This window comes from Aliiroseovarius sp. PrR006 (genome assembly GCF_010500215.1).
In the GTDB taxonomy this organism is placed as follows: domain Bacteria; phylum Pseudomonadota; class Alphaproteobacteria; order Rhodobacterales; family Rhodobacteraceae; genus Aliiroseovarius.
On record NZ_JAAGOY010000004.1, the window covers coordinates 524,590 to 550,264 of the forward strand.

The window sequence follows — 25,675 nt, forward strand, 5'->3', positions numbered from 1 at the left end:
GGCCAATTGGGTTTAGCGCGGCGCCATGCGCACGGCGCCGTCCAAACGGATCACTTCGCCGTTCAGGAACGAGTTCTCGACGATGTGGCGCACCATGCCGGCGAATTCGGCCGGGTCACCAAGGCGCGACGGGAACGGAACCTGAGCGCCAAGGCTGTCTTGAACCTCTTGCGGCAGACCTGCGACCATCGGGGTTTTGAAGATGCCCGGTGCGATGGCCATCACGCGGATGCCGTCGCGCATCAGGTCGCGGGCCATGGGCAGGGTCATGCCAACAACGCCGCCTTTGGACGAGGCATAGGCCAACTGGCCGATCTGGCCATCCATCGCCGCGATCGAGGCGGTGTTGACGATCACGCCACGCTCGCCGTCCTCGGTTACGGGGTCTGCCACAGCCATCCCTGCAGCGGCTTGGCTGGCACAGTTGAAGGTACCGATCATGTTCACGCCGATGACTTTGGCATAGAGGCCTGCATCGTGCGGCTCGCCCTTCGACTGGGTCTTGGCGGCGGGGGCGATGCCCGCGCAGTTCACCATCACACGTTCTTGGCCCAAAGCGGCGCGCAGCGTCTTGAAACCTTCGGCAACCGATGCGGCGTCCGACACGTCCACCTTGGCGAACGCTCCACCCAACTTTTCGGCCATGGCCTGTCCGGCCTCTTCATTCAGGTCGAAAATGCCAACCTTGGCACCTGCGGCGGCGAACGCTTCGGCGACTGCGCCGCCCAGACCAGATGCCCCGCCTGAAACGGTGACAACGGTGTTCTCAGAAATCTGCATGGGGAACCCTCCGTAACTGTTGGGTCGGCCCTAGCAAGAATTGCACAAGCGTTCAATAAATCCGACCACCCTGCCCCCGGTGACGCAGCGTCGCCCTTAGTTCACCGGCCCCAAAGCACGCATCGCGGCGTATTGGGTCAGATAGACATCGCCGGACAGGTGATCCAGAAAATCGGTACGTTGCAAGCGGTCCATGACAGGGCCTTTCACCTCGGACAGGCTGAGCGTGATGCCGCTGTCCGCAAGCTGCCGCTCTAGCTCTTCCAGCGTTTCAAGGGCCGATAGGTCGATCTCGTTCACCGCCGAGCACATCAGGACCACGTGTTTCAAGCCTCCGCGACTGGTGCGGGCCAGCAGGTAGTCCTCGATATAGCGCGCATTGGCGAAATAGAGATTTTCGTCCAGCCGCAGGCTCACCAGCTCTGGGTGGGTTAGCACGTTGTGCCGGTCGATGTTCCGGAAATGCTGGGTGCCCGGGACCAGACCGACCTCGGCAATATGCGGACGCGAGGTTTTGTATAGATACAGCACGATCGACAGAACCACACCTGCGGACACGCCAATCTCGACCCCGAAGCCCAAGGTCAGAAGGATGGTGGCCAGAACGGCGGTGAAATCCGCGCGGTGATAGCGCCAGGTGGACTTCAGGATCTGCAGGTCCACCAGCCCCAGCACGGCCACGATGATGGTTGCCGCCAGCGTGGCTTTGGGCAGGAAATACAGAAGCGGGGTCAGGAACATGGCAGCGAGCAGGATGCCGACGGCAGTAAAGGCCCCCGCCGCAGGTGTCTCGGCCCCGGCATCGAAGTTCACGACGGAACGGGCAAAGCCCCCCGTGACCGGATAGCCGCCGGACATGGCCGCTGCGATGTTCGAGGCGCCAAGCCCCACCAGTTCCTGATCTGGCACGATGCGCTGGCGTTTTTTCGCGGCCAAAGTCTGCGCGACCGAAATCGATTCTACAAACCCGATGATCGAGATCAGCAGTGCCGAGCCAAACAGGCTGGTCCATAAGTCCGCGTCAAAGCTGGGCATGGTCAGGGGCGGCAAGCCTTGCGGCACATCGCCCACGATGGCGACGCCTTTCGACTGCAAATCAAAGCCCCAGCTGATCAATGTGGTCACGACCACGGCGCCCACGGGACCTGCTTTGGCCAGACTGCCGGCCAGACGGTCACCAAGCCCAAGGGACATCAACAGGGGTTTCAGCCCCTTTCGCACCCAGAACAGGAACGCAACCGAGGCCGCGCCGATCACCAGCGTGATCAGATTGGTTTCGCCCAGATGCGCGAACAGCGATCCGAAGAGGTCGATCAGGGAATGGCCATGCGCCTCGATCCCCAGAATGTGCTTCAGCTGGCTGGTGGCAATCAGCAGGCCCGAGGCCGTGATGAAGCCAGCAATGACCGGATGGCTCAGGAAATTCGCCAGAAAGCCCAAACGGAACACGCCCATCACCAGCAGGATCAGACCAGACAGGAAGGCTAGCGTGATGGCCGCAGCGATATAGTCGGCCTGACTGGGCAGGTCGAGATTGCCGACCGCCGCTGCCGTCATCAGGCTGACCACCGCGACCGGCCCGACGGCCAACGCACGCGACGTTCCAAAAATCGCATAGGCGACCAACGGCAGGATCGATGCGTAAAGACCCATCTCGGCGGGAAGACCTGCCAGAAGCGCATAGGCCAGAGACTGCGGGATCAGCATGATCGTGACGATCACCGCCGCCAGCAGGTCGGCCGAGAACGCCCCCTGATCATAGCGGCGCCCCCAGTCTAACACAGGCACGAATTGTCCCAGGGCAGCGCCGCGCGCCGCCATAGCCTTGATCACATTCATGGCAATTTTCCGTTTATTTCAAGCCGGTTGGCGAATGCCAGACCGGATTAACTGTTCGAGAGGGTCCACAGGATCTCGCAGCGTGTACCGGTCCGGCAATAGGCAAAAACCGGACCATCCGCCGCCGCCATTTCTGCCTTGAACGGCTCTTTCATGGCGATGGCATCCTCACGCGACGCCACCGGCAGGAAGACGGTCTTCAATCCTAGGGCCTCGGCCTCGGTCTTGACGTCTTCCCACGACGGCTGGCCGGGATCCTCACCATCCGGGCGGTTGCACATCAGGATGGTAAACCCCTGATCGCGGATGGCTTTCACATCCTCAATCGCAATCTGATGCGACACCGTGATGGTGTCATCCAGTTTCTTGGTTTGCATTGGAACCTCTTAAAGCGCGTTTACGGGAACCTTCAGGAAGGTCTTTCCGTCCTCATCTGCGGGGGGCATTTCGCCTGCACGCATGTTGACCTGAAGCGAAGGAATAATCAGACGCGGCATATCCAACTGAGCATCCCGTTCAGTGCGGAACTTCACGAATTCTTCGCGCGATTTCCCGGCACCCACATGGATATTGTGCTCTTTTTCATCTGCCACGGTGGTCTCCCACTGAATGTCACGGCCATTGGGGCCGTAATCGTGGCACATGAATAGACGGGTTTCGTCGGGCAGCGCCAGAACCTTCTGGATCGAGTCATACAGAATACCCGCATCTCCACCCGGGAAATCGGCACGGGCTGATCCACCATCCGGCATAAACAGCGTGTCGCCCACGAATGCGGCATTCCCGACCACATGCACCATACAGGCGGGCGTATGGCCCGGCGTATGCATGGCAAACACATCCATGTTGCCAATTTTGTAGGTGTCGCCGTCCTCGAACAAGGCGTCGAACTGGCTGCCGTCCCGCTGGAATTCGGTGCCTTCGTTGAAGACCTTGCCGAATACGTCCTGCACAACGGTGATCTGGCTGCCAATGCCGATCTTGCCGCCCAGCTTTTGCTGGATATAAGGCGCGGCCGACAGGTGGTCGGCATGGACATGCGTTTCGATCAGCCATTCAAGCTTTAGCCCTTCGGACTGGATATACGCGATGATTTCATCGGCGTGCTCGTAGGAAATGCGACCAGCGGCATAATCGATGTCCATGACGCTGTCGACCACCGCACAAGCATCCGAGGTTGGATCTTTGACCACGTAGGAAATCGTGTTCGAATCCGGCTCGAAGAAGGCTTTCACTTCGGGGATCAGGTCGGTGTTTACGGGATAGTCAGCCATGACATGTCCTTTCCTTGGTGCCCGGAATTGGATCCGGAGTTAGCTTGCTGAAGCGGCGTCGCGCTGCTGCGCGCTCCGCTGGATCATGAAGCGGGCGATGAAGATGCCCACTATAAACGAAACCGTGAAAATCAGAACGTCAGGGTTGCCGGTCGAGATCACGGGAAGCGAGGCACCCGGGCAGAAGCCGGCCAGCCCCCAGCCCAGACCAAAGGTAAAGGAACCACCGATCAGACGACGATCAATCAGCTTGGTGCCCGGCAGGGTGAACCCATTGCCAAAGACGGGCTTCGGTCGCTTCAGGACCAGGAAATACCCGGGGGCCGTGACCATAATGGCGGCGCCCATCACGAAGATCAGGCTGGGATCCCAGATGCCTGCAAAGTCGAAGAAGTTCAGGACTTTGGCCGGATTGGCCATGCCCGAGATCGAGATACCAAGGCCGAAGATCAGGCCGATGACATAGATGAAGATCAACTGCATATCGGTCCCTCCTTACAGGCCAAAGATGTGGCGGGTTACGAACACCATGACGGTGATCCCGGCCATAAAGCTAAGCGTGGCGACAAAGCTGCGCGGCGACAGGCGCGACATGCCGCAAACCCCGTGGCCAGACGTACAGCCCGACCCGTAGGTCACGCCGATCCCGACAATGACACCGCCAATGATCATCGACAGCGTGCTGACAGGCACTTGAATCGCGGGAAACTCGCCTACGATGAACAGATAGACAAGCGGGCCGGTGACCATGCCTGCCAGAATAGCCGCGCGCCACGCCCAATCGGCCGAGCTGCTGGGCTGCATGAAACCGGTCAGAATGCCGGTTGCCCCCAGAACATTGCCGCGCACCCACATCAAAAGCACCGAGGCCAAGCCGATCAAGGCGCCTCCGAACGATGCTGCCAGCGGTGTAAATTCAGTTTCGATCATGTCATGCCTCACCAGGATTTCTGTTCGCGTGTTAAACTTAGGACGCCTTCTCGGGCAGGGCAAGATTTACATTCACCTTTTTGAATGTTTTTCTTCCCGACCTTGCGTCAAGCAAAAGCCCCACATATCATTGCGACATGCGGGGCCTTGTTTTTCAAGCCAAATCGTCGTTACTCGGCAATCGCTTCCTGCACAATCCCATCCAGAAGCGATTGCACCTTCTGCATCTCGCCCTCTGGATATGTACGATATCCAACGCGGACCTCGCCATTCGTGTCAGTCACGAAGATGCCATAGGGGCAGAACGAGATGTTGGCAGCGTCTGCCTCCATCACTTCGCGGCTGAGCTTGGCCGAACAGAACAGGAAGATGTCCGCAGCATCGAAGATTGTCACATCCGAGCCCACATCGCCCTTGGTGCGTTCAAGCATCTCGCCAGTATGGCTGACATAGTCGATTACCAGCCCCTGCCCGACGATAGCGGATTCAACCGCAAATGTCGCATCGTCAAAGCTGCCGTCAAAGGCGTAGGTGACGGCGTGTTCGCTCATCTGCTTGCCGTGACCGTCAGCAAAAGCCGGGGCAGTCAACGCAGCGGCTGACACCAGTGCGGTTCCAAGAATCTTGCGCATTAGTTTTCCTCCTAAATTGAGGGCCGTTCGCGCGAAGCCCCTTACAAAAAACGGGACCCGGACGACCGGACCCCGAGTTGATTTCAACATATTCGCCCATGCGAATATTGGCAAGACAATCAGCCAAACATGTCCGAGGTAATCCCGGCATACCAGCCAACGCTTTCCTCGTATGTGGCCTGACGCAGCTCTGCATCTTCACCCACGGCACTGATGAAGCCATCAACCTTAGCGATTTTCTCGTCCGTGGCCTCATAGCTCGCACCCACTTTCACGCCGTCATTGTCGTCGATCAGTGACCAGCAGGTGTTGGTGAACTTGGCCGGGAACAGTTTTGACCCGGTCAGCGCCGAACGTACGGCCATCGCGGCAACCTTCGCCTGACTGTTGGCGGCAAAGCCCGATTTCGGCATGTCACCCTGCTGACTTGCATCGCCAAGAACGTGGATGTTTTCGTCTACGCGCGACTGCATCGTGTGCGGATTAACCGGCGCCCAGTTGCCCTCGGTGATACCCGCCATGTCACAGATCTTACCGGCTTTCATGGCCGGGATGACGTTACAAACGTCCACCTTGGTTTCTTCACCATCGATGGTCACCGTCATATCATGCGGGTTCACAGAGACATTGCCGCCACCGAAGTCACCGCCAATCCAGTCGATCATGCCGTCATAGTGACGCGACCAACCGTCCTGGAACAGCGCCATCTTCGAGAACTTCTCTTTCGGGTCGGCAATGATGATCTTCGCCGTCGGGTTCTTTTTCGACAGGATATTCGCTATCATCGAGATCCGCTCGTACGGCCCAGGAGGGCAGCGGAACGGGTTGGGTGGCGCGACCATGGCGAAGGTGCCCCCTTCCGGCATGGCCTCGACCTGTGCTTTCAGAAGCTCAGACTGCGAGCCCGCCTTATAGGCGTGCGGCATGGCGTTCTGATGGGTCACGTCCCAGCCTTCCACCGCGCCATCGACAAAGTCGATGCCCGGCGACAGAACCAGTCGGTCATAGTTCAGCGTAGCCCCACCGGCGAGCGACACGGTGCGTGCCTCGCGATCGATCCCAATGGCCCAATCATGCACAACATTGATGCCGTATTCCGATGCCAGCTTGCCATAGCTATGTGCGATCGAGCCCAGCTCGCGGAAACCCGCCATATAGAGGTTCGAAAAGAAGCAGGTGTAGTAACTGCGGCTCGGCTCGACCAATGTAACTTCGATCTCGCCTTTCGAGTCCTTAGCGATATACCGTGCGGCGGTTGCACCACCTGCCCCGCCGCCAATGACAACAACCTTTGGCTTGCCATGGCCGGCCGCGTGCACAACTGGCGCAGTAAGCGTTGTCGCCGCCGCACCGGCGGCTGCACCGCCCATAAACAAACGTCTGTTAATCTTCATGTTTTTCTCCCTAATTGGTTGTAATAGGCGCACAATCTGCGCTCGTGTATCGACCCTCTCAGGTCTTTGAAAAATCTAATTACGGTTCGACCTCTTCGAAATAAGCTGCCAAAGCCGCAATTTCGTCATTGGACAGACGCCCGGCCATCATTTGCATCACGGGATGGGGGCGGAACTTGTCCTTGTAAGCATGCATGGCGATCACGAAATCCTCGGCAGGCCAGCCGATGATACCCGGAATGCCGTCATTGTCCCCGGTCATCTGGTGACAGGAAGTGCATTCAGACGACAGGTATTCGCCATATTCCGGATCGCCCTGTATGGCCAAAATGGCCGGATCAACGTCGTGGTCGGTGCCCGCGGCAGTGGGGGCTGCTTCCGGGATGTCACCCGGATTATCCGAGTAGCGGCGCAGGAATGCCAGCAGGTCAGCCCGCTTTTGTTCGTCTTTCAAGCCGCGATAGGACATCCGCGTGTCGGACGCGAACGCCTTGGGGTTTTCGATATAGCGATCCAGAAGGTCAAACTCCCAAATCAGACCGTCCTTGCCCATGCGCGCCAGCCCGTTGGAATACTTGAACCCCTCTTCCGACCCGGCCCGACGGCCAAAGATGCCATTCAGATGAGGCCCAACACGGTTCTTGGCGCCTTCGCCAAGTGCATGGCAAGATTTGCATTCACTCCAAATTTTTTCGCCATCAGAAGCATTGCCAATTTCATTGGAAAAAGAAGGCGTTGAGGCGCATATCGCAACCGTTAGCCCAATCGCAGCATTTCTAAACCAATTCATGGGGGCACCTTAAACGCCAAGCCCAATCCGCTCAATAACTATAATATACAAATGCATGCATAAGTTGGAATAATGTTGCGCGAAGGCAAAAGCGGGCGCTGCATCACCTGCAGCGCCCACTTTTCCAATTCATGGCCAATCGACGTTACTGGCTATGCGACTTCAAGAATTCCAAGATCGCAGCAATATCCTTGTCCTTCTTCAGACCCGCAAAGGACATTTTGGTGCCCTTCATGTATTTACGCGGGTTGGCCAGATAGCCGGACAGTTCGGTTTCGTCCCAAACCAAACCACCTTCGGCAGCGGTCAGCATCGGCTTGGAGTATTTGAACCCGTCAACCGTACCAGCTTCGCGGCCATAAACACCGTTCAGGATCGGGCCGGTGCCGTTCTTGGCCTTGTCGCCAACCTTGTGGCATGCCTTACATTTCTTGAAGACCTTCTCACCCTTGGCGACCAGTTCTGCATCCAGCTCCATAGCCGGCGCGGCTTCTTCAGCGGCAGGCGCTTCAGCTGCGGCCTCGGTAACTTCGGCTTCCGCAGGTGTGGCAGCGGCCGTACCCATCACGGCTTGGCTGATCGGCGTCGCATCGAAACCCGAGTTCGGGTCACCCGGGAACACCACGGTCGTGATGACCTCGACTGTACCCGGCTTACAATCACTCATGCAGCGGTTCGTGAAACTGCCATATTCGGTTTCAGCACGATCATCGACAATGAAGCCTTCGGCGTTCGGGAGCTCGACATCCAAGAAGGTCTCTTTCGACAGGACGAAATCGTCGTCGACCAAGTCGTTCGAGTACAGGATATAGGCCACGATCGCGTAGGTGTCGTCATCCGACAGCGTGCCCGCAGCACCAAACGGCATCGAGCGGCGAACATAGTCAAAAGTGGTCGACAGATACGGCCAATAGGATCCAACCGTTTTCAGCGGATCTTCGTGGTCCAGCGTATCCGCGCCACCAGCCAGTTTTGGCCAGTTGCCAGCACCTTCAGCGAATTCACCGTGGCAGACTGCACAGGCTTCAGCAAAGACTTCCTCACCGGTCCAGACATCGCCCTTACCCGCTGGCAGGTTCGACCCATCCGGGAACACGTCTAGGTTCCAAGCTGCAATCTCGGAGTCTGTCGCCGTACGGCCAAGGCCCAGCTTTTCAGCCATCGCAGGGGCGGCGGTCAAAGTGGCAACCGACGCTGCCATCAGGAATTTAGGAAACTTCGACATTGTTTGCCTCCCCGTTTGCGTTGACGTGCCACGTCTGGATGCAGTTGTTGTGATAGATCGAGTTCAGGCCGCGCACTTCACGCAGCTGCGCCTTGGTGGGCTGAACATAGCCAGTGTCGTCCATCGCACGCGACTGGAGGAACATCTCGGACCCATCCCAATTGATGTCCAGATAGAAGCGTGTCAGCGCCATCGGCTTGCCCGGCTCGGCCAGACGCGCCTCTTGCCAGGTCACGCCACCATCCAGCGACACGTCGACGGCGGTGATCGCACCGCGGCCCGACCAGGCCAGACCGGTGATGACCAGCGGACCTTTGCCATGCTTGATCGGCATCTGCGGGCTGGGGCTTGTGACAACCGACTTGGCATCCATCGCCCACGTCCACTTGCGCGAGGTGCCATCTTCCAGCGTGTCGGTGTATTTCGAGGTCTCTTCGCGGCTTTCAACCGGCTTGTCCATCACTTCGATGCGACGCAGCCATTTGACCCACATGTTGCCTTCCCAACCGGGAACAACCAGACGCACCGGATAGCCGTGCTCCATCCGCAGGGCTTCACCGTTGGCTTTGAACGCGACCATACAGTCGTCCAGCGCCTTTTCCATCGGGATCGAGCGGCCGTTCGACGACGCGTCCGCGCCTTCGACGTAAACCCACTTGTCCTTCAGGTCGCCAGCCGCGTCCAGACCAGCCTCTTCCAGCAGAGTCCTCAGGGTGACACCGGTATATTCCATGTTGTGGATCATGCCGTGTGTGTACTGGGCACCATTCAGCTGCGAGCCCGCCCACTCCATACCCGTGTTCGCGGCACATTCCAGGAAGAAGGTCTGCTGCGCACGCGGAAACCGCTCAAGGTCGTCATAGGTGAACACCAGCGGCGTATCGACCAGACCGTTGATCATCAGACGATAGTCTTCTTTCTTCAGCGTGATCGCGCCCGAGTGGTGGCGTTCAAACGCACAGCCCTGTGGGGTAATCGTACCATCCAACGCGTGGATCGGCGTGAAGTTGATCGAGGAAATCGTGTCGGCGGTCAGCCATTCCACGTTGCGGCGCACAACGTCGCCTTCAAATTCGATCGGCATACCGTAAGGCGTGGCGTCTACGCCTTCGCCCAGACCGGATGCCCATTCCTGTACTTCGGTGATCAGCGGATCGCCTTCGGCGCGGGCAGCACCGGCGGCCCCAAGGGCGGCACCTGTTGCAGCGGCCCCTTTCAGGAAACCGCGACGCGAGGTCCCGGTACCTTTGGTTTCAGTCGACATATGTCAAACCTCCTATTTGGCTGTTTGGCTAAAAAATGTCCCGCCGCCCTGCCCCTAAAGCCAGTCGACGGGTGTTCAATGAATTACGCGCCCACCACCTGGACCGAGTTGTTCGGGTCCAGCTTGATGGTGCCTTGTTTCTTGATGTGGCTTTCGACCACATCCCAGATCTGCGGCCCTTCTGTGCCTTCGTTGACCGAGGCCCAGCCCGCGACCACATAGGTTTTCGAGGGATCGATCTTCTCGCCGGTTTTCAAAAGGGTCATGTCGGTGATGCGTTCGCCCTGCGGCTTCGAGATGTCTATGCGATAGCCCATGCCACCAATGCGCACCATGTCGCCACCCTGCTGATAATAGGGATCAGGGTTGAACAGGTTGTCACCCACATCTTCCAGAATGGTATGGATGAATTCACCTGTCATTTCTGTGCGGTACGCCTCGCCATAGGACATCGAGGTCACGTTCCAGATGTCTTCTCGGGTGATCGCCTGACCCGGCAGAATCGACGGGCCCCAGCGGACACCGGGCGACATTGCGATATCGGCTTCACGCTCGTTAATCAGAGCGTCACAGATCAGGTCATCCCAGCTGCCGTTGAAGTTACCACGACGATACAGAAGCGTATCGGTGTGGCCGATTACCTCTTCCAGCTCGGCCTTGTAGGGCGCGCGTTGGTCGTCGATCAGTTTGGTGATCGTGGCGTCGGGCGTGATGACGTCGGCGAAGATCGGGATCAGCTTGTGGCGGATGCCCATCATCTTGCCGTCGCGCACATCCAGATCCACGCGGCTGATGAATTTCGAGTTCGAGCCCGAAGCGATGATGAAGGTTTGCTCGACCTGTACCGGCTCGGGCAGTGCGTCATGGGTGTGGCCCGACAGGATCACGTCGATGCCGGTCACCTTGCTTGCCATCTTCTTGTCCACGTCGAAACCGTTGTGCGACAGGACGACGACCAGCTCGGCACCTGCGGCACGCACTTCGTCGACCATCGCCTGCATGTTCTCGTCACGGATCCCGAACGAGTATTCCGGGAACATCCAACGCGGGTTTGCGATCGGCATATAGGGGAAGGCCTGACCGATCACGGCCACCTTCACGCCACCGCGTTCGAAGAATTTGTACGGCTTAAACAACTCAGCAGGTTCGTCCCACTCGGCGTCAAAAATGTTCTGACCAAGGGCAGCGAAAGGCAGATTTTCGACGATCTCGTTCACGCGTTCGGAACCCAGAGTGAACTCCCAGTGGAAGGTCATCGCGTCGGGCTTCAGCGCGTTCATAACGTTGACCACATCCTGACCTTCAGTGTGATGACAGGTGTACGAGCCATGCCATGTGTCACCGCCGTCCAGCAGCAGCGCATCGGGACGGTCAGCGCGAATAGCGTTCACCACGGTCGCCACGCGGTCCATGCCGCCCACCTTGCCATAGGCCTGCGCCAGCGACGTAAAGTCGTTGTATGTCAGCGCATAAGCGTTGGGCGAGCCATCCTCGATCCCATAGGCCTTGCGGAAATCAGCACCCGTTACGTGAGGCATCTGACCGTATGCAGCGCCAACACCAAGGTTGATCTCGGGCTCGCGGAAATAGATCGGTTTCAGCTGGGCGTGGATGTCAGTGATGTGGATCAGGCTGACATTGCCAAACGTGTCGAACTTCAAAAGGTCGTCTTGGGTCAGAGCTTGCTGGGCAGCCAGTTTGGCCCAGTTGCCAAAGCCCGACGCACCATACAGCGCAGACGCAGCCATCGAAACCTGAAGAAAGTCGCGGCGAGAAATCATGAGCGGTTTTCCTTGATTATCAGCCCCTTGCACACATAACCCATGCCGGGGATTGAATATGTTCAGTTACAGAAAACCCCGCCCAAGGCCTGCCTGGGCGGGGTCTGTGATTTAGTTGCGGACCGACGGGCCTTCGACCGACAGACCATTGCCGCGCGAGGCGACATAGAGTTCCAGAGCAATGAACTCTTCCGAACCCGGGCTATAGGTGTGGGCACGCGTGTCACGGACACAGCCTTTGAAGCGCGAATGCACCCCGTTCAGCTTGGCGTTCTTCAGACGATAGGTCGGGAAACCGTTGATCTGACCCTGCGACAGATGGTCGGCACGGATCATGTTGCCATAATTGTCTTCGTGACAATTGGCACAGCTCATTTCCAACTGACCAGTGCGGGTATAGTAGAGCTCTTTGCCCTGCTCCCACGTGGCTTGCGCCGGACCGTCAATGGCCACGTTTACAGGCATACCGCGCGACACCGAAGACAGAAGAGCTTCGATATTGATCGCTGGGGTCTTGTCATAGCCCCAGGGCTCGGCCTCCATGGCGTTTTCGCGACAATTGTTGACCGCCATCTGCAGGGTTTCCACCCGCTCTCTATCGTCGTTCCACTTCGGATATGTCGGCTTCACGCCAGCCATTTCCTCGGGTTCGCCGTGACAATCCGCACAGGATTTGCCTTTCGCACCATCAACGGTGTTCCAGATCTCGATGCCTTCCTCGACGCCCAGCATGCCGGGGTTGTCAAAGTCATCCATCTGCATTTCCTGCGTCTGATCCGAGCGGAAACGCCAACCTGAGAGTACCTCGTCCAGTGCATCCGACAGATGCGCGGGCGCGGCCGTTTTCGTTACGATGTCGATTTCACCGTTTACGGTGAGTTCAGCGCTTTCGTCGGCTGTTGCGGCGGCTGCCCCGAAGAGTGTCGAGGCAGCTACGAGTGCTGCGATGCCTTTTTTCATTATGTTCTCCTCCCTGCGCTGGCCTCAGCCGATGGCGATCGACTTGGTGGTGTCGTAGACAGACCCGTCGTCATCGTACCAAGTGAATTTGAAATCACCGGCTTCATCGACCTTGGCGTCGAACTCGACGTAAGGGTTGGTCGAAATCGCAGGTTCCAGCGTCACGTCGATGACCGACTTGCCGTTGAACTCGCAGGTGAAGCGGTTGATGATCGAACGCGGGATGAGGTTGCCCTCTTTATCCTTGCGCTGACCCGATTCCATCTTGTGGCTGATCAGGGTCTTGATGGTCACCACATCACCGGCAGCAGCCGTCTTGGGGACCTTTACGCGGGGTTTTGCACCTTTTGCCATATCTCTGATCTCCTAACTTAGCCGCCGCAGCCGCCGATGGTGACTTTTACGGTCGACAACGCTTTCACGAAGCTGCCATCTGCCATTTTGGCAACAGCAACAACGTCTTGCGTTCCAGCCAGACGAATACGGGTCGATGCCGACTGCGAGCCAGCGGCTTCGCCAAAGTTGAACTGAGCGACACCCGGGGTCGGGTTGCCAGCCGCCAGAACAATGATCGAAACTGCGCCGGGAGCGTCGACCGAGATCGGAACAGTGTTGCCGTTCTCAGCAATTTCCGGCGCGGTCAGGGTGATCCCGCCTTCGCCGGTTTCTGCGCCGCCGGTGAAGGCCGCGACGGCCTCGTCTGCAGCAGCCAGTGCGCGCATCGGCAGCATGGCCACGGCGGTCGCGCCGAGCCCAAGTGCCAGAGCATCACGTCGAGTGAATTTCATCTCTAGTCTCCTGTGAGTGTACTTCGTTGCCCCGATCCGCTCAGTCTTTGAGCGTCATCAGATAGGCAACAACATCTTCAATCTGCTGAGCATTCAGCAGTGGTACGACGTCGCCTTCATGGGCTTTGCCGGTGTAGGCTTTACCAAGGCGAATGAAGCCTTCGGTCTTGTAGAATGATGGCATCATCGAATCTTCGAATGTCATCTTTGCGTCTACAATGATGCCGCGCAGCTCAGCTTCGCTCCAGCGGTCACCCGCCCCATCCAGCATGGGGCCAACTTCACCGTGGAACGGCACATCAGCCAAGTCTGTGATTTCGTGACATGCGACGCAGTTGCCCTGCGACTTCGTCGATACGACCTTGGCGCCTTCCGCAGGATCCCCTGCGACGCCGGTCAGTGATTGGGCCACTGCCCCTTCTTCGAATGCGACGGCGGTGGGTGCCACCGTCTCAGCATTTGCCGCTCCCAGCCCTGCAATTAGCAGGGTGCAAAGCGTGATCGTTGTCCGCTTCATGTTTCCTCCCATAACCGTTGTCAGGCCAAACTACGCAGGTGAAACATTTTTCGCAACATCAAATTCCGTTATTTGAATTTTTGTCATTATTGCGCCGAATAGATGCGATTGATTACGATATTTCATTCAATCAATCGAAACCATCAGATAAGCTACTTATCCGACACCTCCGAGCACCGGAAATGTCTCAAGCAGCCACTGTCCGATCCGATTGACCTGCCCCGAGACGATCAGGATCGCAAACAGGATCAGCATCGCGCCCATGACCCTTTCGACCCATGGAAGATACTTCCTATTGCGCCCGACCCACGCCAGAAACGGGCGGGCAAACATGGCGGCCAGAACGAAGGGCAACGTCATGGACAGGCCATAAACGGCCAGCAACAGCGTGCCGTGCCACAGATCCCCCATGCCGCTGGCAATCATCAAGATCGAGGCCAGAGCAGGCCCGACACAGGGGGTCCAGCCAAAGCCGAAGGCCAGCCCCATCAGGTAGGCGCCAAGGATCGAACTAGGCTGCGTGGGCCCCTCCAGCCGTGCTTCGCGATACAGAAAGGGGATTCGCATGATGCCCAGAAAATGCAGCCCGAATAGAACCAAGATCGTCGCGCCGATATAGCTGAGCTCTTGCTGATACTGTGCGAACGCCGCCCCTAAAGCGGTGGCGCCCAAACCTAGCAACATAAAGATCGAGGTCACACCGAATGCAAAGGCGATGGCTGCGATGACCAGCCTGCGTTGGGCACCAGGGTTGATCTTGCCCTCTCCCGTCAGCTCAGTCATCGACAGACCGGCCATATAACACAGGTAGAACGGCACCATCGGCAGGATACAGGGCGAGAAGAACGATAAAAGCCCCGCAAGCGCGGCTCCGGCGAAGGATATATCCAGCATCAGGGCTTCCTTGAAATTAGAACATATTCAATTTATCTATTGGATGAAACGAAGGTCAACCAATTGTCAAGAAGTGGGCTCCGTGATGCGGAAAGTTACTTTAAGTTTGCTCTCTACAGCCCTGATCGGGTTTGGTTTTGCCTCACAGGCAGCCGAACTGATCATGGTAGAAGAGCCCGGCTGCGCATGGTGCGCAAAATGGGAAAGCGAGCTTGGCGACATCTATCCGAAAACCTCGGAAGGCAAATACGCCCCCCTGCGCAAAGTTGTTCTACACGACCTGAAACGATCAGATGAACAAGAAAGGCTTGGCGTCATGCCGACGACACCCGTCGTCTTTACCCCAACCTTCCTGCTGATCGAAGACGGTAAGGAAATTGCCCGCCTTCAGGGCTATCCGGGCGAAGATTTCTTCTGGGGCATTTTGGAACAGATGCTGCTTGAGAACACAGATTACGTGACGCCAAAGGTTGAGCCGAGCGGAAGCTAGAATCGGGCTGAACGCCCTTGTTTCAAAGGTATTGCAGTCAGAACACGTCCCGTTCATCTGACTGTTACAACGATTGCAATGAAGATGACCTCCTATTATTAGGGGGCCAGTAACACAAATGGACCACAAGGACCGGTTAACATGGCACTGCCCGTCATAAAGGAAGACATGTCAAACGAAGAGCTGGACAAAATGATGACCAGCGCGTGCGATGCATCGACTCTTCTCAAGGCTATCAGCCATGAGGGGCGCTTGATGATCCTCTGTCATCTTGTGACAGGCGAGAAATCCGTGACCGAGCTGGAAAAGCTGCTTCACGCCCGTCAGGCCGCCGTCTCGCAACAGCTGGCCCGTCTGCGCCTGGAAGGTCTTGTGACGCCGCGTCGCGAAGGCAAAACGATCTATTATTCGCTGACAGATGATCGTCCGCGGCGTATCTTGGAAGTGATCTACGAGCTCTTCTGCTCGATCGATGCAGCACCGGCTTCGGAACTTCCTAAAGCGGCCGAATAAAGGCCCCCCATTCGCAAGCCGGTCCAACGCCATCTGGAATTGTGAGGTTCCATGTACGACTGGATCAGCGACGCAACTCTTGCCGCCATTGTCGGATTGATCGGCGGTGTTCTTCTGGGACTTGCCGCCCGTCTGGGCCGTTTCTGCACATTGGGCGCCATTGAGGACGCGCTTTATGCACGCTCTGGGTTGCGCATGCGCATGTGGGGCGTGGCGATCGGTGTTGCGATGATTGGAAGCCATGCCCTGATCGCAACTGGGCATCTTCCAGCGGCCGAGGCGACCTATCTGCGCATCGGCTGGAACCCGATGGCATCAATCATTGGCGGCCTTCTGTTTGGCTATGGCATGGCTTTGTCCGGAAACTGCGGCTTTGGCGCGCTGGCGCGGCTGGGTGGCGGAGACCTCCGGTCCTTCGTCATCGTTCTGGTGATGGGGCTGTCGGCCTATGTGGCAATCTCTGGCCCCCTGTCCGGCTTGCGCGTCGCAGTGTTCCCAGAAAATCCGGTTGAGGCAAACGCCCTACCTTCGCTTGCCTTCGCAGTTGAGCGCCTGAGCGGCTTATCGGCGGCTTCTGTGGGGATCATTGCGGGCTCTCTCTTGTTGCTGGCCATGCTCGCAAATCACGAACTGCGCCACGCCAAGCTCGAACTTTTCTGGTCCGCTATCGCCGGGATCGCCGTGGTCATCGGCTGGGGTGGCACAGCGTGGGTTCTGGAGCACGGATTTTCAGCCATCCCGGTGGAAAGCCACACCTATTCGGCCCCGATTGGCGACATGATGATCTACTTGATGACCTCGTCCGGCAACAACCTGAACTTCGGCGTCGGGTCTGTGGTCGGCGTGCTGGCGGGTGCCTTCATCGGCAGCCTGTTCAAGGGGCATTTCCGCTGGGAAGCGTGCGAAGACCCGCGCGAGCTAAAGCGTCAAATTGGCGGGTCGGTGATCATGGGGCTGGGTGCGGTGATCGGATTTGGATGCTCGATCGGGCAAGGTCTGTCGGCCTTTTCCATCCTCTACTACGGGGCACCTGTTACGTTTCTGGCGATCATCGCCGGGGCTTGGCTTGGCCTGCGCCAGTTGATCCAAGGCTTTGCAGCGGCCGAGTGAGCTTTCGCATACACAAACGTCGCTTTTCGCCCTTTCCTACCCGTTTCACTCGGGCTAGTGTCCGCGCCGAACAGCAGGGTTATGCTGGCCGTCAGCCCCCTGCCCCGACGCGCGAACACAGGACGGATTGCCAATGAGCAGCTTCACCCCCAGCCCGGACCACGCGGGTGAATTCCGTCAGGCCTTGGGGCAGTTTGCAACGGGTGTAACGGTGGTCACCGCCGCGTCGGAGACCGGGCCGATTGCCATGACGGTGAACAGCTTCACCTCGGTCTCGCTGGACCCGCCGCTGATCCTGTGGTGCCCGGCCCATGTGTCCGAACGCCATGACGCCTTTGTCGCAGCGTCCCACTTCGCCATTCACGTCCTGAAAGAAGACCAGACCGAACTTGCCCGCCATTTCGCAATGAACGGCGCGGATTTCTCGCCCGCGGATCTGATCAACGGTGCCCATGACGTGCCGCTGTTCGAGGACTGCCTGGCCCGGTTCGAATGTGCAACCCACACGGTACACCCCGGCGGCGATCATTCGATCATGATCGGAGAAGTTCTGCGCGTCACGATGGACCCTGGCGCCCCGCTGGCATTCCAGGCCGGGCATTTCGGACGTTTCACACCCAATAGCTAACCTTTACTGGATCTGGATCTGAGCGCGGTCGAACGTGGCAATGGTCTCGGCACCATCATCATAGACGATGCGGACCTCGACGGTCTCAACAGATTGAAGCGCGAACTGCTGATATGGCAATATATCGGTGACCTTCAGCCCGTTGGGCGTTGGTTCGTCCTCATAACAGGGTTCTGCATCGAATTGCGTTTCATCTCCGCCGTTTACGCTGAAATGGATGGCCTCCAACCCGCAGCGCCACGCCAGCAGATGGGTGAAATACAAAAGATCCTGCCCGTTATATTCCCGCACAGCGACCCAATTCGCCTGCGTGGCATTCAAGATCGGGCGCACTTCCGCGGCTGTGGTGAAATTCTGCGCGGCCACGGGCGCGGCAGCTCCGACGCAAAGCGCTGTCATCGCAAGAAATTTACGCATCAACTCGTCCCTTAAATATAGCCCGAGGCACGCCTGCAAAACTGCCTACGCTCTTCCAGACTCGTTTCATTCCTGACTATACTGCCCGAAAGAATAGCGCGGGCAAAGCAGTGATGACAAAAACCTCGGAAACGGCAGGGATGCCCACCACAACCGCGCCCAATGTTGTCATCGTCGCGCAGGATGGCCGTCTGGCGTACGAGGCGATCCTGTTTGCCGCCAGCCTGCGCCACAGTGATCCCGATTTCCAAGGCCGCCTGCTGGTCGCCGAGCCGCAGCCCGGCGACCTCTGGCCCGACGACCCGCGCTTGAAGCCGCATATCTGCGAGACGCTTGACATGCTGGGGGCCGAAATCGTGCCCTTCGAGGCCCAGCAATTTGGCCACCACTATCCCAATGGCAACAAGATCGAAGCGCTTCTGGCCCTGCCCGAAGGCGAGCCGTTTCTGTTTTTTGACACGGACACGGTGATCACCGGAAAACTGTCCGAGCTGCCAATCCCCTATGACCGCCCCTCGGCCTCGATGAAGCGCGAAAACACATGGCCCAAGATCGAACTGTACGGGCCGGGCTATACCCAGACGTGGAAGTCGCTCTATGACAAATTCGGGCTGGATTTCGAGGCGTCCTTGGACCGCAGCCAACCAGACGAATACTGGCAGCGCTATATGTATTTCAACGCAGGCTGGTTCTTCGGCCCCTGCCCGCGCGAATTTGGCCGTCGTTTCAAAGACTACGCCGTCGCGATCCACCATGACGGCCCCGAGGAACTGGTCTGCCAGACGCTCTACCCGTGGCTCGACCAAATCGCCCTACCCCTTGTGATCTCAAGCTTCGGCGGAGGCCGACCGGGCCCTGAACTGGACGGTTTGGACGGCGACGTCAGCTGCCACTGGCGCATCCTGCCCTTGGCCTATGCCCGCGAAAGCGACCACGCGATCGAGGTGATCGAGGCTGCCACTGCCCCCAACAAGATCAAAAAAAATCTCAAGGAATACGACCCGATGAAGCGGATGATCTTTCAAGGACGCGGCCAGAAGGTTCGGGCCTTGTTTGATCGCGATAACCTGCCCCGCAAAGAGCAGGCCATCCGCAATACGATCAAGCGCGAAGGGTTTTGGATGCGGTGAAGAAGATTAATAGAATGAAATTCTCTTATGAATCGCAGCAAAGATTTGGCCTATTTGTTGGGCTCTTGGCTTGCACCTATATTCTCATTTTTAGATGGGACGATTTGCCAGCTAACTATTCACGCCAAACTTTGCTGATTGGTGTGGCATGGACATACTTCACACTGGCTATCAAAGCCGTGAATGCAGTGGTTGCCTATATGTTCAGGGATAAGAATTTGTGACGGGCCAAAAGTTAAGAGTGCCTACTTAGCCCCTCTCATATTTGGAGCATAAAGAATGGAGTTATTCCGCAGTGCGGCCGTGGCAGCGCAAGCGTTAGTATTCGGGGAAGGACCCACGGATATTAGAACGGAACTGACCTATGCGCGAGAAGTTGAGGTGTGTTTCGCACATCCCTACAAAAAACTGCACCTCAGATTGGTGCCCGACAGTACCGGAAGGGACCTACGCAGTGCTGGTCAGAGAAACTGAAAATCCCAAGCGCTCTCAGAAACTGCTCTACCTAGATCAGTACGATCTCTTTGATGAAGAATCTAAACTTGTTTTGTACCATCGTGAAAACACTGAATGTTTGCTCAAGCCACCACTAACGTCCTTCCGCTTCGTAGTCTCGACAACATCCAATGAGAACAGGTTCTCGTTACGGGTGGAATAGCCCGCCTTTCAGCTAGCCCCTACCCAGCAAACACCCCCTCCATATCCCGAAACCCCTTCACCTCAATCGGATTGCCCGAGGGATCGCGAAAGAACATCGTCCATTGCTCGCCGGGTTCGCCTTCGAAGCGCACCGTGGGGGCGATGACCCAGTCGGTGCCCGCGGCCTCTAACCGATCCGCCAGCGCGCGCCAGTCGTCATAGGCGAGCACCACGCCGAAATGCGGCATGGCGACCATGTGTGCTCCGACCTTGCCGGTATTGGCGGTTTCAAACGGTGCGCCCAGATGGAAGCTGAGTTGATGCCCGAAGAAGCTGTAGTCGACCCATGTGTCGGTCGAACGCCCCTCGGCACAGCCCAGAACGCCGCCATAAAACGCGCGGGTTTCGTCAAGATCGGTCACGTTGATGGCAAGATGAAAGGGCGTCAGCATGCGGGCCTCCGGAACAGTATTTTGCGCAGCTTACGGAAATTGGGAAATTGGACCAGCCCGAAGTTGCAGCGCGGCCAGCATTCCTGATCAGAAAATACTGCGCAAACCAGACCGCTTGGTCGTTGATGCCATCGCCGCAATGCCCTAGCCTTCCCGCGACCAAGAATGAGGGAGAAAACCATGTCCAACGAGCGCCCACAGGGCTTTGACACGCTGCAAATCCACGCAGGTACCGAACCTGATCCTGCCACTGGCGCCCGCCAGGTGCCGATTTACCAGACCACCGCTTATGTCTTCCAAGACGCAGACCACGCAGCGCGTCTGTTTAACCTCGAGGAAGTCGGTTACATCTATTCGCGCCTGACCAATCCGACCGTTGGCGCGCTGGCCAACCGGATCGTGGCGCTGGAAGGCGGCGCAGGTGGCTTCTGCTGCTCGTCCGGTCACGCGGCCCAGATCATGGCGCTGTTCCCGCTGATGGGTCCGGGCCTGAACATCGTGGCGTCGAACAAGCTCTATGGCGGCACCGTCACCCAGTTCACCCAGACCTTCAAACGCTTCGGCTGGGAAGCCAAGCTGGTGGATTTCGATGATCCGGCTGCGGTCGAGGCTGCCATCGACGACAACACCCGCGCTGTGTTCTGCGAAAGCATCGCAAACCCCGCTGGCGTGCCGACCGACATCCCGGCCATGGCTGCGATTGCGGACAAGGCAGGCGTGCCGCTGATCGTCGACAACACCTCGGCCACGCCCTATCTGGTGCGCCCGATCGAGATGGGCGCAACCATCGTCGTGCACTCGACCACCAAATACCTGACCGGCAACGGCACAGTGACCGGTGGCTGTGTAGTCGATTCAGGCAAGTTCGACTGGATGGCCTCGGACAAGTTCCCGTCTTTCAGCCAGCCGGAGCCAGCCTATCACGGCCTGACCTTCGGTGCCGCACTTGGGCCAATGGCCTATACGTTCCACGGCATCGCCATCGGTCTGCGCGATCTGGGCATGACCATGAACCCGCAAGGCGCGCATTACACGCTGATGGGGATCGAGACGCTGTCGCTGCGCATGCAGAAGCACGTTGAGAATGCCCAGCAGGTTGCTGAATGGCTGGAAGCCGACGACCGCATCGAGAGCGTCAGCTATGCTGGCCTGCCCTCGTCGCCCTATCACGACCGCGCCAAGGCGATCTCGCCCAAAGGTCCGGGTGCGCTGTTCACCGTGGGTGTGAAAGGCGGCTACGAGGCCTGCGTGAAGCTCGTCAACAACCTGAAACTGTTCAGCCACGTGGCCAACTTGGGCGACACGCGTTCGCTAATCATCCACTCGGCGTCGACCACGCACCGTCAGCTAAACGAGGAACAGCAGGTTGCGGCGGGCGCCGCGCCCAACGTGGTCCGTGTCTCGATCGGAACCGAGGACGCCGCCGACATCATCGCCGATCTGGATCAGGCGCTGGCGGCTGCCACCGCGTAACGCACGCTACACTTAAAAACACAGAACCCCGCCAGATTGGCGGGGTTCTTTTTATTTCAGCACTTTAACGTGTATTATTCAACCAGTTCAAACACCATCGTGACGCTGGAGGTGATGCCCATTTCACCGGCGGCAATCGGCATGTCGGCAGAGGCGCGTTCCATTGCCATCATGACCGGGCGACCGGGCGCGGCACCGCCTTCCTGCATCATCAGGACAGACCCCAGTTTCAGCCCCGCCGCTTCGGCCAGCACCTTGGCGCGGTGCATCGCGTCCTTCACTGCCAGTGCACGGGCACTGTCTTCGGCACCCGCACGGTCCTTCACGTCAAACTGCAAACCGTGGATCTCGTTCGCGCCGACTGAGGTCACGGCCGTCATGATCGCCCCTAGTGTCGACAGATCCTGCACCTTCACCGACAGGGTCGAGCTGGCCACGAAGCCAACCAGAACCGGCACGCCATTGTTCTTACGATTGTAGTCGTACTGCGGCGACAGATTGACCTGCGTGCTTTGAATGTCCCGCTCGGCCACACCGGCCTCGGTCAGTTTGGTCAGCATGCGTGCGATGGACCCGGCGACGGCATCAAGTGCCCGCCCTGCATCGTCCGACCGCTCACTGACGCCCAAACTGATCCGCGCCATATTAGGTACAACCTGCGCCACGCCCTGCCCGGTCACCGTCAATTGCGGGACAGCTGCTGTGTCTGCGTGACCGATGCCTGCTGCGGCAATGGAAATCGCAATAATGGATAAAAGTTTCCGCATCTTAAGCTCCTTTTTCAGACACATTGCGCTGTCTTCCGCCGCTGGCAAGTCCGCGACCCTACGCCCCCTTTCCATGAGCAATTTCCTGCTGTAGTTTCAATCCGGTATTCAGCGGTTGCACGGCCGTAAAAGCTGTGCCTGAAGCCAGATATTTTGAAGGGGACATGGCTGCATGAAACCAAGCTTTGCGCTTGATCTCAATCATGATGGGATCGGCCTTGTCCATCGCGGCAAGGACGGGTGGCAGCTTGTTGGTAAGGTCGCATTGGACGATCCCGATTTGGGCGCCGCTTTAACAGCGTTACGCGATACTGCCACGACGCTCGGCTCTGGTGTATTTGCCACCAAGCTAATCGTGCCGGGGACGCAGATCCTGTTCACATCGATGACGGCCCCAGGCCCCGATGACGTCACACGTGAGGCACGCATTCGCGAAGGGCTGGAAGGACTGACCCCTTATGCGGTTGAAGATCTTGTTTTTGACTGGCAGCCAGATGATAGCGAAGAGGCCATGGTCCACGTGGCCGTTGTCGCCCGTATTACGCTGGACGAAGCATTAGGCTTTGCGCAAGACTACGCGATGAACCCTTTAGGGTTTGTTGCACGCCCCAAAGGCGCGTTCTCGGGCGAGGTCTATTTTGGGTCTTTGGAAGGCAGTACGACGGTTCTTGACCGCGAAAAGCGGCCGGTTCCGAAGCTTTTGGACACCGAGCCGGTAACAATTGCGCCCATCACAGAACAGGACGAGGTGCCTCTTACGTCAGAGGAGCCGTCCCCCGCGCTGGAAGAGACAGAACCAGAAACGCCCGCACCAACAACAGCTGGCGACATTCCCGAGCTGCCCCCCTTCCCACCGACGCCAGACATGCCGGTGACGGAAGAGGATGACGCGTCGAAGTCACGCTCTGCCCAAAAGAAGAAAAAACCCAAACCCGCGCCCGCTTCATCGGAAGAGCCAGCATCGGATACGGTCGTCCCTAAGGCGCCAGCAACCGAACCTGAAGAGCCCGATGCGCCTGTCGTTGGTTTCTCATCAAACCGATCCCCCGAGGCAGAGGCCAAGGCCGCTCTGGACACCCCGACCGAGCCCCCAGCCGAGCCTGATCCGGTGCCGGCCGAGCCTCGGTTGTCCCTTTCTCTGACCGCGTCCGAGCTCGCCCCCGAGACCAACAAACCCGCCATCCCGCCTGCGCCTCCGTCTACCGTCCACGTACCTGTGACCGCACCTGTAGCGTTCGATACCGAGCTGGAGCCATCCACCACGGAAAAGGCAAAAACCACTGCCGAACGCGGCAAGGACAGCTTGGCCAAGGCAGCGCGCAAAGGTACGGCTGGTCCGACTGCCGCCGTCGAGCGTGCAGGAGCCCTTGGGCGCCAGGCGGCTAACAAAATACCATCCCCAAGCACAAGCAAAGATGCCCCGGCTGATGCAGATCAGAAATCCGGTCGTGCGACGAGCCTGACCAAGCTGAGCGGACAGATATTGGGCAAGGGAAGCAGCAAGCCGGCAACGACTGCAGAACCGCAAGTCACCGCTGTCGCCCCCCCACCGGTTACCGACGAAGACGACCTGCCGCCAACCACCAATGGCCGTTGGTCGCGCGAGGCCGAGGCGCTCACCATTTTTGGCGCGCGGAAAACCCAGCAGGTTGGCGGCAAGCCCCGTTTCCTAGCGCTCTACCTTATCCTTGGCCTTCTGATTTTCTTAGGCATTCTGATTATCTGGTCGATGCTTTTCCTGTCGGACACGACAACAGCACGCGATTCCAGCCAGATCGATCAGTTTGAAGCCGCCATCACCACCACGCAGTCCGACATTGACGGAGACGAGGTATTCGGCGCGGACAGCACACTGATCGACCCCTCGCTAGTAGAAGGGGACGAGGTATTGGACAGCCATTTCCCCGAGCCGCTGTCCGAAGAAGCCGCGCAGGCACGCTATGCCGCGACCGGGATCTGGCAACGCGCGCCTGACCCTCTGGGCGACGCCACCACAGGGCGGATTGATGACCTCTATGTGGCCTCGATCGACCCGCAAACGGTCGGCCATGACGCTGTTGCGCTGACCCCCTTTCGGGCGGAGCAGATGGGTGGCCCGCTTCCGAATACCAACCCGCCGCCGCCGCTTGGGACCGTGTTCAATCTGGATGAGCGGGGTTTTGTCGAAGTTACGCCCGAGGGTGCGCTGACACCGGAAGGTGCCTTGGTCATCGCCGGACGCCCAGATGTCATTCCAGCCCCGGCCCCCCGGCCCGAGCAAAGCCAGACAACGGCGGAAGAAGCCACGACGGACGATACCACAGATGCTGCGACCGAAGCGGCAGAGGTTGCACCCACAATCCGCCCCCGCGCACGCCCCGAAGGCATTATCGAGGGCAATGAGCGCCTTCTGCTTGGGGGACGAACGCGGACCGAACTGGCGCAATTGCGCCCGCGTGGTCGCCCAGACGCGATCATTGCAGCGGCTCAGGCAGAGGCACAAGCGCAGGCAGATGCCATTGCCGCGGCCCTGTCGGGTGAGAACGCCGCAGCGGCAGGCATTGCTCCGACCGCTCTGGCCGTGTCCCGCTCGACCGCACCCAAAGCGCGCCCCTCGAATTTCTCGCGCATTGTCGCGCAGGCACGCCCGAACGGCGGTGCGTCGGATGGAAGCGTGGCCGTGGCGGCAGCCCCTCAGACCACAGGTCCGGCGATCCCCACACGGGCCTCGGTGGCAAAACAGGCCACCATCAAGAACGCTATCAACCTGCGCAAAGTCAGCCTGATCGGCATCTACGGCCCGGCTTCGTCGCGACGCGCCTTGGTCCGCATGCCTTCAGGGCGCTACGTCAAAGTTGGCGTGGGCAGCCGGTTGGATGGCGGCAAGGTGGTCTCTATCTCGACCACCAAGCTGATCTATCAAAAGGGCGGTAGGACGGTGACGCTAAACGTCCTGCCCTTCAGCTAACGCAGCGCTCACTGAAACCAAAAAAGCCGAAACGCTTTCAC

The 25,675-nt window shown here is 58.5% G+C and carries 27 protein-coding genes; 7 read left to right on the forward strand and 20 right to left on the reverse strand.

Annotated elements, in window-relative coordinates:
* Nucleotides 1-12 precede the first annotated feature (12 nt).
* The 17 genes from G0Q00_RS02640 to G0Q00_RS02720 all read right to left on the reverse strand — a co-directional run bounded on the left by G0Q00_RS02640 (nucleotide 13) and on the right by G0Q00_RS02720 (nucleotide 15,068).
* Nucleotides 13-780: an SDR family NAD(P)-dependent oxidoreductase gene (locus G0Q00_RS02640; RefSeq protein ID WP_163036121.1), complete on the reverse strand. Its 768-nt coding sequence runs from the start codon at nucleotides 778-780 to the stop codon at nucleotides 13-15.
* A 96-nt stretch (nucleotides 781-876) separates the two neighbouring features.
* Nucleotides 877-2,619, reverse strand: coding sequence for a SulP family inorganic anion transporter (locus G0Q00_RS02645; protein WP_163036123.1), 1,743 nt, complete (start codon nucleotides 2,617-2,619; stop codon nucleotides 877-879).
* A 47-nt stretch (nucleotides 2,620-2,666) separates the two neighbouring features.
* Nucleotides 2,667-2,996, reverse strand: coding sequence for a TIGR01244 family sulfur transferase (locus G0Q00_RS02650; RefSeq protein WP_163036125.1), 330 nt, complete (start codon nucleotides 2,994-2,996; stop codon nucleotides 2,667-2,669).
* Between the two features lie 9 nt (nucleotides 2,997-3,005).
* Nucleotides 3,006-3,893 carry an MBL fold metallo-hydrolase gene (locus G0Q00_RS02655; protein ID WP_163036127.1) on the reverse strand — a complete coding sequence of 296 codons (888 nt, stop codon included), beginning with the start codon at nucleotides 3,891-3,893 and terminating at the stop codon, nucleotides 3,006-3,008.
* A 39-nt stretch (nucleotides 3,894-3,932) separates the two neighbouring features.
* Nucleotides 3,933-4,376: a DUF6691 family protein gene (locus G0Q00_RS02660; protein ID WP_163036129.1), complete on the reverse strand. Its 444-nt coding sequence runs from the start codon at nucleotides 4,374-4,376 to the stop codon at nucleotides 3,933-3,935.
* A 12-nt stretch (nucleotides 4,377-4,388) separates the two neighbouring features.
* Nucleotides 4,389-4,823 (reverse strand): YeeE/YedE family protein, encoded by a 435-nt coding sequence (locus G0Q00_RS02665; protein ID WP_163036131.1) that lies wholly within the window; start codon nucleotides 4,821-4,823, stop codon nucleotides 4,389-4,391.
* Between the two features lie 170 nt (nucleotides 4,824-4,993).
* The gene (locus tag G0Q00_RS02670) at nucleotides 4,994-5,374 is read right to left on the reverse strand and encodes a DUF302 domain-containing protein (protein WP_239058366.1); all 381 of its coding nucleotides are present in this window, start codon (nucleotides 5,372-5,374) and stop codon (nucleotides 4,994-4,996) included.
* Nucleotides 5,375-5,574: 200 nt separating this feature from the next.
* On the reverse strand, nucleotides 5,575-6,849 hold the full coding sequence (locus G0Q00_RS02675; protein WP_163036135.1) for an NAD(P)/FAD-dependent oxidoreductase: 1,275 nt from the start codon (nucleotides 6,847-6,849) through the stop codon (nucleotides 5,575-5,577).
* A gap of 79 nt (nucleotides 6,850-6,928) precedes the next feature.
* Nucleotides 6,929-7,639: a c-type cytochrome gene (locus G0Q00_RS02680; protein ID WP_163036137.1), complete on the reverse strand. Its 711-nt coding sequence runs from the start codon at nucleotides 7,637-7,639 to the stop codon at nucleotides 6,929-6,931.
* A 145-nt stretch (nucleotides 7,640-7,784) separates the two neighbouring features.
* Nucleotides 7,785-8,864: a c-type cytochrome gene (locus G0Q00_RS02685; RefSeq protein ID WP_163036139.1), complete on the reverse strand. Its 1,080-nt coding sequence runs from the start codon at nucleotides 8,862-8,864 to the stop codon at nucleotides 7,785-7,787.
* Nucleotides 8,848-10,128, reverse strand: a complete 1,281-nt coding sequence (soxC, locus tag G0Q00_RS02690; protein ID WP_163036141.1) for a sulfite dehydrogenase — start codon at nucleotides 10,126-10,128, stop codon at nucleotides 8,848-8,850. The genes G0Q00_RS02685 and soxC overlap by 17 nt, the downstream gene beginning before the upstream one ends.
* A gap of 83 nt (nucleotides 10,129-10,211) precedes the next feature.
* Nucleotides 10,212-11,909, reverse strand: coding sequence for a thiosulfohydrolase SoxB (soxB, locus tag G0Q00_RS02695; protein WP_163036143.1), 1,698 nt, complete (start codon nucleotides 11,907-11,909; stop codon nucleotides 10,212-10,214).
* Nucleotides 11,910-12,020: 111 nt separating this feature from the next.
* Nucleotides 12,021-12,869 carry a sulfur oxidation c-type cytochrome SoxA gene (gene soxA / locus G0Q00_RS02700; protein WP_163036145.1) on the reverse strand — a complete coding sequence of 283 codons (849 nt, stop codon included), beginning with the start codon at nucleotides 12,867-12,869 and terminating at the stop codon, nucleotides 12,021-12,023.
* A 24-nt stretch (nucleotides 12,870-12,893) separates the two neighbouring features.
* Nucleotides 12,894-13,223, reverse strand: a complete 330-nt coding sequence (gene soxZ, locus G0Q00_RS02705) for a thiosulfate oxidation carrier complex protein SoxZ (RefSeq protein ID WP_133488653.1) — start codon at nucleotides 13,221-13,223, stop codon at nucleotides 12,894-12,896.
* 17 nt (nucleotides 13,224-13,240) lie between these two features.
* Complete coding sequence (gene soxY, locus G0Q00_RS02710; protein ID WP_163036147.1) at nucleotides 13,241-13,657, reverse strand: thiosulfate oxidation carrier protein SoxY; 417 nt, start codon at nucleotides 13,655-13,657, stop codon at nucleotides 13,241-13,243.
* A 40-nt stretch (nucleotides 13,658-13,697) separates the two neighbouring features.
* Nucleotides 13,698-14,174, reverse strand: a complete 477-nt coding sequence (soxX, locus tag G0Q00_RS02715; protein ID WP_163036149.1) for a sulfur oxidation c-type cytochrome SoxX — start codon at nucleotides 14,172-14,174, stop codon at nucleotides 13,698-13,700.
* 156 nt (nucleotides 14,175-14,330) lie between these two features.
* A complete protein-coding gene (locus G0Q00_RS02720; protein ID WP_163036151.1) occupies nucleotides 14,331-15,068 on the reverse strand; it encodes a cytochrome c biogenesis CcdA family protein in 738 nt (245 codons plus the stop codon).
* 85 nt (nucleotides 15,069-15,153) lie between these two features.
* Between G0Q00_RS02720 and G0Q00_RS02725 the strand changes: the two genes are divergently transcribed.
* The 4 genes from G0Q00_RS02725 to G0Q00_RS02740 all read left to right on the forward strand — a co-directional run bounded on the left by G0Q00_RS02725 (nucleotide 15,154) and on the right by G0Q00_RS02740 (nucleotide 17,809).
* Entirely contained in the window at nucleotides 15,154-15,558 is a 405-nt protein-coding gene (locus G0Q00_RS02725; RefSeq protein WP_163036153.1) for a hypothetical protein, read from the forward strand.
* Nucleotides 15,559-15,699: 141 nt separating this feature from the next.
* On the forward strand, nucleotides 15,700-16,071 hold the full coding sequence (locus tag G0Q00_RS02730) for a helix-turn-helix transcriptional regulator (RefSeq protein WP_163036155.1): 372 nt from the start codon (nucleotides 15,700-15,702) through the stop codon (nucleotides 16,069-16,071).
* 51 nt (nucleotides 16,072-16,122) lie between these two features.
* Nucleotides 16,123-17,181: a YeeE/YedE family protein gene (locus G0Q00_RS02735; protein WP_163036157.1), complete on the forward strand. Its 1,059-nt coding sequence runs from the start codon at nucleotides 16,123-16,125 to the stop codon at nucleotides 17,179-17,181.
* Between the two features lie 133 nt (nucleotides 17,182-17,314).
* Nucleotides 17,315-17,809, forward strand: coding sequence for a flavin reductase family protein (locus G0Q00_RS02740; protein ID WP_203564886.1), 495 nt, complete (start codon nucleotides 17,315-17,317; stop codon nucleotides 17,807-17,809).
* Between the two features lie 3 nt (nucleotides 17,810-17,812).
* Here the strand turns inward: G0Q00_RS02740 and G0Q00_RS02745 are convergent, their stop codons facing one another.
* A complete protein-coding gene (locus G0Q00_RS02745; protein ID WP_239058305.1) occupies nucleotides 17,813-18,226 on the reverse strand; it encodes a hypothetical protein in 414 nt (137 codons plus the stop codon).
* A 113-nt stretch (nucleotides 18,227-18,339) separates the two neighbouring features.
* Between G0Q00_RS02745 and G0Q00_RS02750 the strand changes: the two genes are divergently transcribed.
* A complete protein-coding gene (locus G0Q00_RS02750) occupies nucleotides 18,340-19,356 on the forward strand; it encodes a hypothetical protein (protein WP_163036161.1) in 1,017 nt (338 codons plus the stop codon).
* Nucleotides 19,357-20,033: 677 nt separating this feature from the next.
* Here the strand turns inward: G0Q00_RS02750 and G0Q00_RS02755 are convergent.
* Nucleotides 20,034-20,447, reverse strand: coding sequence for a VOC family protein (locus G0Q00_RS02755; RefSeq protein ID WP_163036163.1), 414 nt, complete (start codon nucleotides 20,445-20,447; stop codon nucleotides 20,034-20,036).
* A 180-nt stretch (nucleotides 20,448-20,627) separates the two neighbouring features.
* Here G0Q00_RS02755 and G0Q00_RS02760 point away from each other — a divergent pair, with 180 nt between their 5' ends.
* Complete coding sequence (locus G0Q00_RS02760) at nucleotides 20,628-21,920, forward strand: O-acetylhomoserine aminocarboxypropyltransferase/cysteine synthase family protein (RefSeq protein ID WP_163036165.1); 1,293 nt, start codon at nucleotides 20,628-20,630, stop codon at nucleotides 21,918-21,920.
* A gap of 74 nt (nucleotides 21,921-21,994) precedes the next feature.
* Here G0Q00_RS02760 and G0Q00_RS02765 read toward each other — a convergent pair whose 3' ends face one another.
* Nucleotides 21,995-22,687: an SIMPL domain-containing protein gene (locus G0Q00_RS02765; RefSeq protein WP_163036167.1), complete on the reverse strand. Its 693-nt coding sequence runs from the start codon at nucleotides 22,685-22,687 to the stop codon at nucleotides 21,995-21,997.
* Between the two features lie 172 nt (nucleotides 22,688-22,859).
* Here G0Q00_RS02765 and G0Q00_RS02770 point away from each other — a divergent pair, with 172 nt between their 5' ends.
* Nucleotides 22,860-25,634 carry a hypothetical protein gene (locus tag G0Q00_RS02770; protein ID WP_163036174.1) on the forward strand — a complete coding sequence of 925 codons (2,775 nt, stop codon included), beginning with the start codon at nucleotides 22,860-22,862 and terminating at the stop codon, nucleotides 25,632-25,634.
* The last annotated feature ends 41 nt before the right edge of the window (nucleotides 25,635-25,675 follow it).

Excerpts from the sequence above, each read along its gene's own strand:
- G0Q00_RS02640 (WP_163036121.1), bottom strand. The coding sequence starts at position 780 with ATGCAGATTTCTGAGAACACCGTTGTCACCGTTTCAGGCGGGGCATCT.
- G0Q00_RS02645 (WP_163036123.1), bottom strand. The coding sequence starts at position 2,619 with ATGAATGTGATCAAGGCTATGGCGGCGCGCGGCGCTGCCCTGGGACAA.
- G0Q00_RS02650 (WP_163036125.1), bottom strand. The coding sequence starts at position 2,996 with ATGCAAACCAAGAAACTGGATGACACCATCACGGTGTCGCATCAGATT.
- G0Q00_RS02655 (WP_163036127.1), bottom strand. The coding sequence starts at position 3,893 with ATGGCTGACTATCCCGTAAACACCGACCTGATCCCCGAAGTGAAAGCC.
- G0Q00_RS02660 (WP_163036129.1), bottom strand. The coding sequence starts at position 4,376 with ATGCAGTTGATCTTCATCTATGTCATCGGCCTGATCTTCGGCCTTGGT.
- G0Q00_RS02665 (WP_163036131.1), bottom strand. The coding sequence starts at position 4,823 with ATGATCGAAACTGAATTTACACCGCTGGCAGCATCGTTCGGAGGCGCC.
- G0Q00_RS02670 (WP_239058366.1), bottom strand. The coding sequence starts at position 5,374 with ATGAGCGAACACGCCGTCACCTACGCCTTTGACGGCAGCTTTGACGAT.
- G0Q00_RS02675 (WP_163036135.1), bottom strand. The coding sequence starts at position 6,849 with ATGAAGATTAACAGACGTTTGTTTATGGGCGGTGCAGCCGCCGGTGCG.
- G0Q00_RS02680 (WP_163036137.1), bottom strand. The coding sequence starts at position 7,639 with ATGAATTGGTTTAGAAATGCTGCGATTGGGCTAACGGTTGCGATATGC.
- G0Q00_RS02685 (WP_163036139.1), bottom strand. The coding sequence starts at position 8,864 with ATGTCGAAGTTTCCTAAATTCCTGATGGCAGCGTCGGTTGCCACTTTG.
- soxC (WP_163036141.1), bottom strand. The coding sequence starts at position 10,128 with ATGTCGACTGAAACCAAAGGTACCGGGACCTCGCGTCGCGGTTTCCTG.
- soxB (WP_163036143.1), bottom strand. The coding sequence starts at position 11,909 with ATGATTTCTCGCCGCGACTTTCTTCAGGTTTCGATGGCTGCGTCTGCG.
- soxA (WP_163036145.1), bottom strand. The coding sequence starts at position 12,869 with ATGAAAAAAGGCATCGCAGCACTCGTAGCTGCCTCGACACTCTTCGGG.
- soxZ (WP_133488653.1), bottom strand. The coding sequence starts at position 13,223 with ATGGCAAAAGGTGCAAAACCCCGCGTAAAGGTCCCCAAGACGGCTGCT.
- soxY (WP_163036147.1), bottom strand. The coding sequence starts at position 13,657 with ATGAAATTCACTCGACGTGATGCTCTGGCACTTGGGCTCGGCGCGACC.
- soxX (WP_163036149.1), bottom strand. The coding sequence starts at position 14,174 with ATGAAGCGGACAACGATCACGCTTTGCACCCTGCTAATTGCAGGGCTG.
- G0Q00_RS02720 (WP_163036151.1), bottom strand. The coding sequence starts at position 15,068 with ATGCTGGATATATCCTTCGCCGGAGCCGCGCTTGCGGGGCTTTTATCG.
- G0Q00_RS02725 (WP_163036153.1), top strand. The coding sequence starts at position 15,154 with ATGCGGAAAGTTACTTTAAGTTTGCTCTCTACAGCCCTGATCGGGTTT.
- G0Q00_RS02730 (WP_163036155.1), top strand. The coding sequence starts at position 15,700 with ATGGCACTGCCCGTCATAAAGGAAGACATGTCAAACGAAGAGCTGGAC.
- G0Q00_RS02735 (WP_163036157.1), top strand. The coding sequence starts at position 16,123 with ATGTACGACTGGATCAGCGACGCAACTCTTGCCGCCATTGTCGGATTG.
- G0Q00_RS02740 (WP_203564886.1), top strand. The coding sequence starts at position 17,315 with ATGAGCAGCTTCACCCCCAGCCCGGACCACGCGGGTGAATTCCGTCAG.
- G0Q00_RS02745 (WP_239058305.1), bottom strand. The coding sequence starts at position 18,226 with ATGCGTAAATTTCTTGCGATGACAGCGCTTTGCGTCGGAGCTGCCGCG.
- G0Q00_RS02750 (WP_163036161.1), top strand. The coding sequence starts at position 18,340 with ATGACAAAAACCTCGGAAACGGCAGGGATGCCCACCACAACCGCGCCC.
- G0Q00_RS02755 (WP_163036163.1), bottom strand. The coding sequence starts at position 20,447 with ATGCTGACGCCCTTTCATCTTGCCATCAACGTGACCGATCTTGACGAA.
- G0Q00_RS02760 (WP_163036165.1), top strand. The coding sequence starts at position 20,628 with ATGTCCAACGAGCGCCCACAGGGCTTTGACACGCTGCAAATCCACGCA.
- G0Q00_RS02765 (WP_163036167.1), bottom strand. The coding sequence starts at position 22,687 with ATGCGGAAACTTTTATCCATTATTGCGATTTCCATTGCCGCAGCAGGC.
- G0Q00_RS02770 (WP_163036174.1), top strand. The coding sequence starts at position 22,860 with ATGAAACCAAGCTTTGCGCTTGATCTCAATCATGATGGGATCGGCCTT.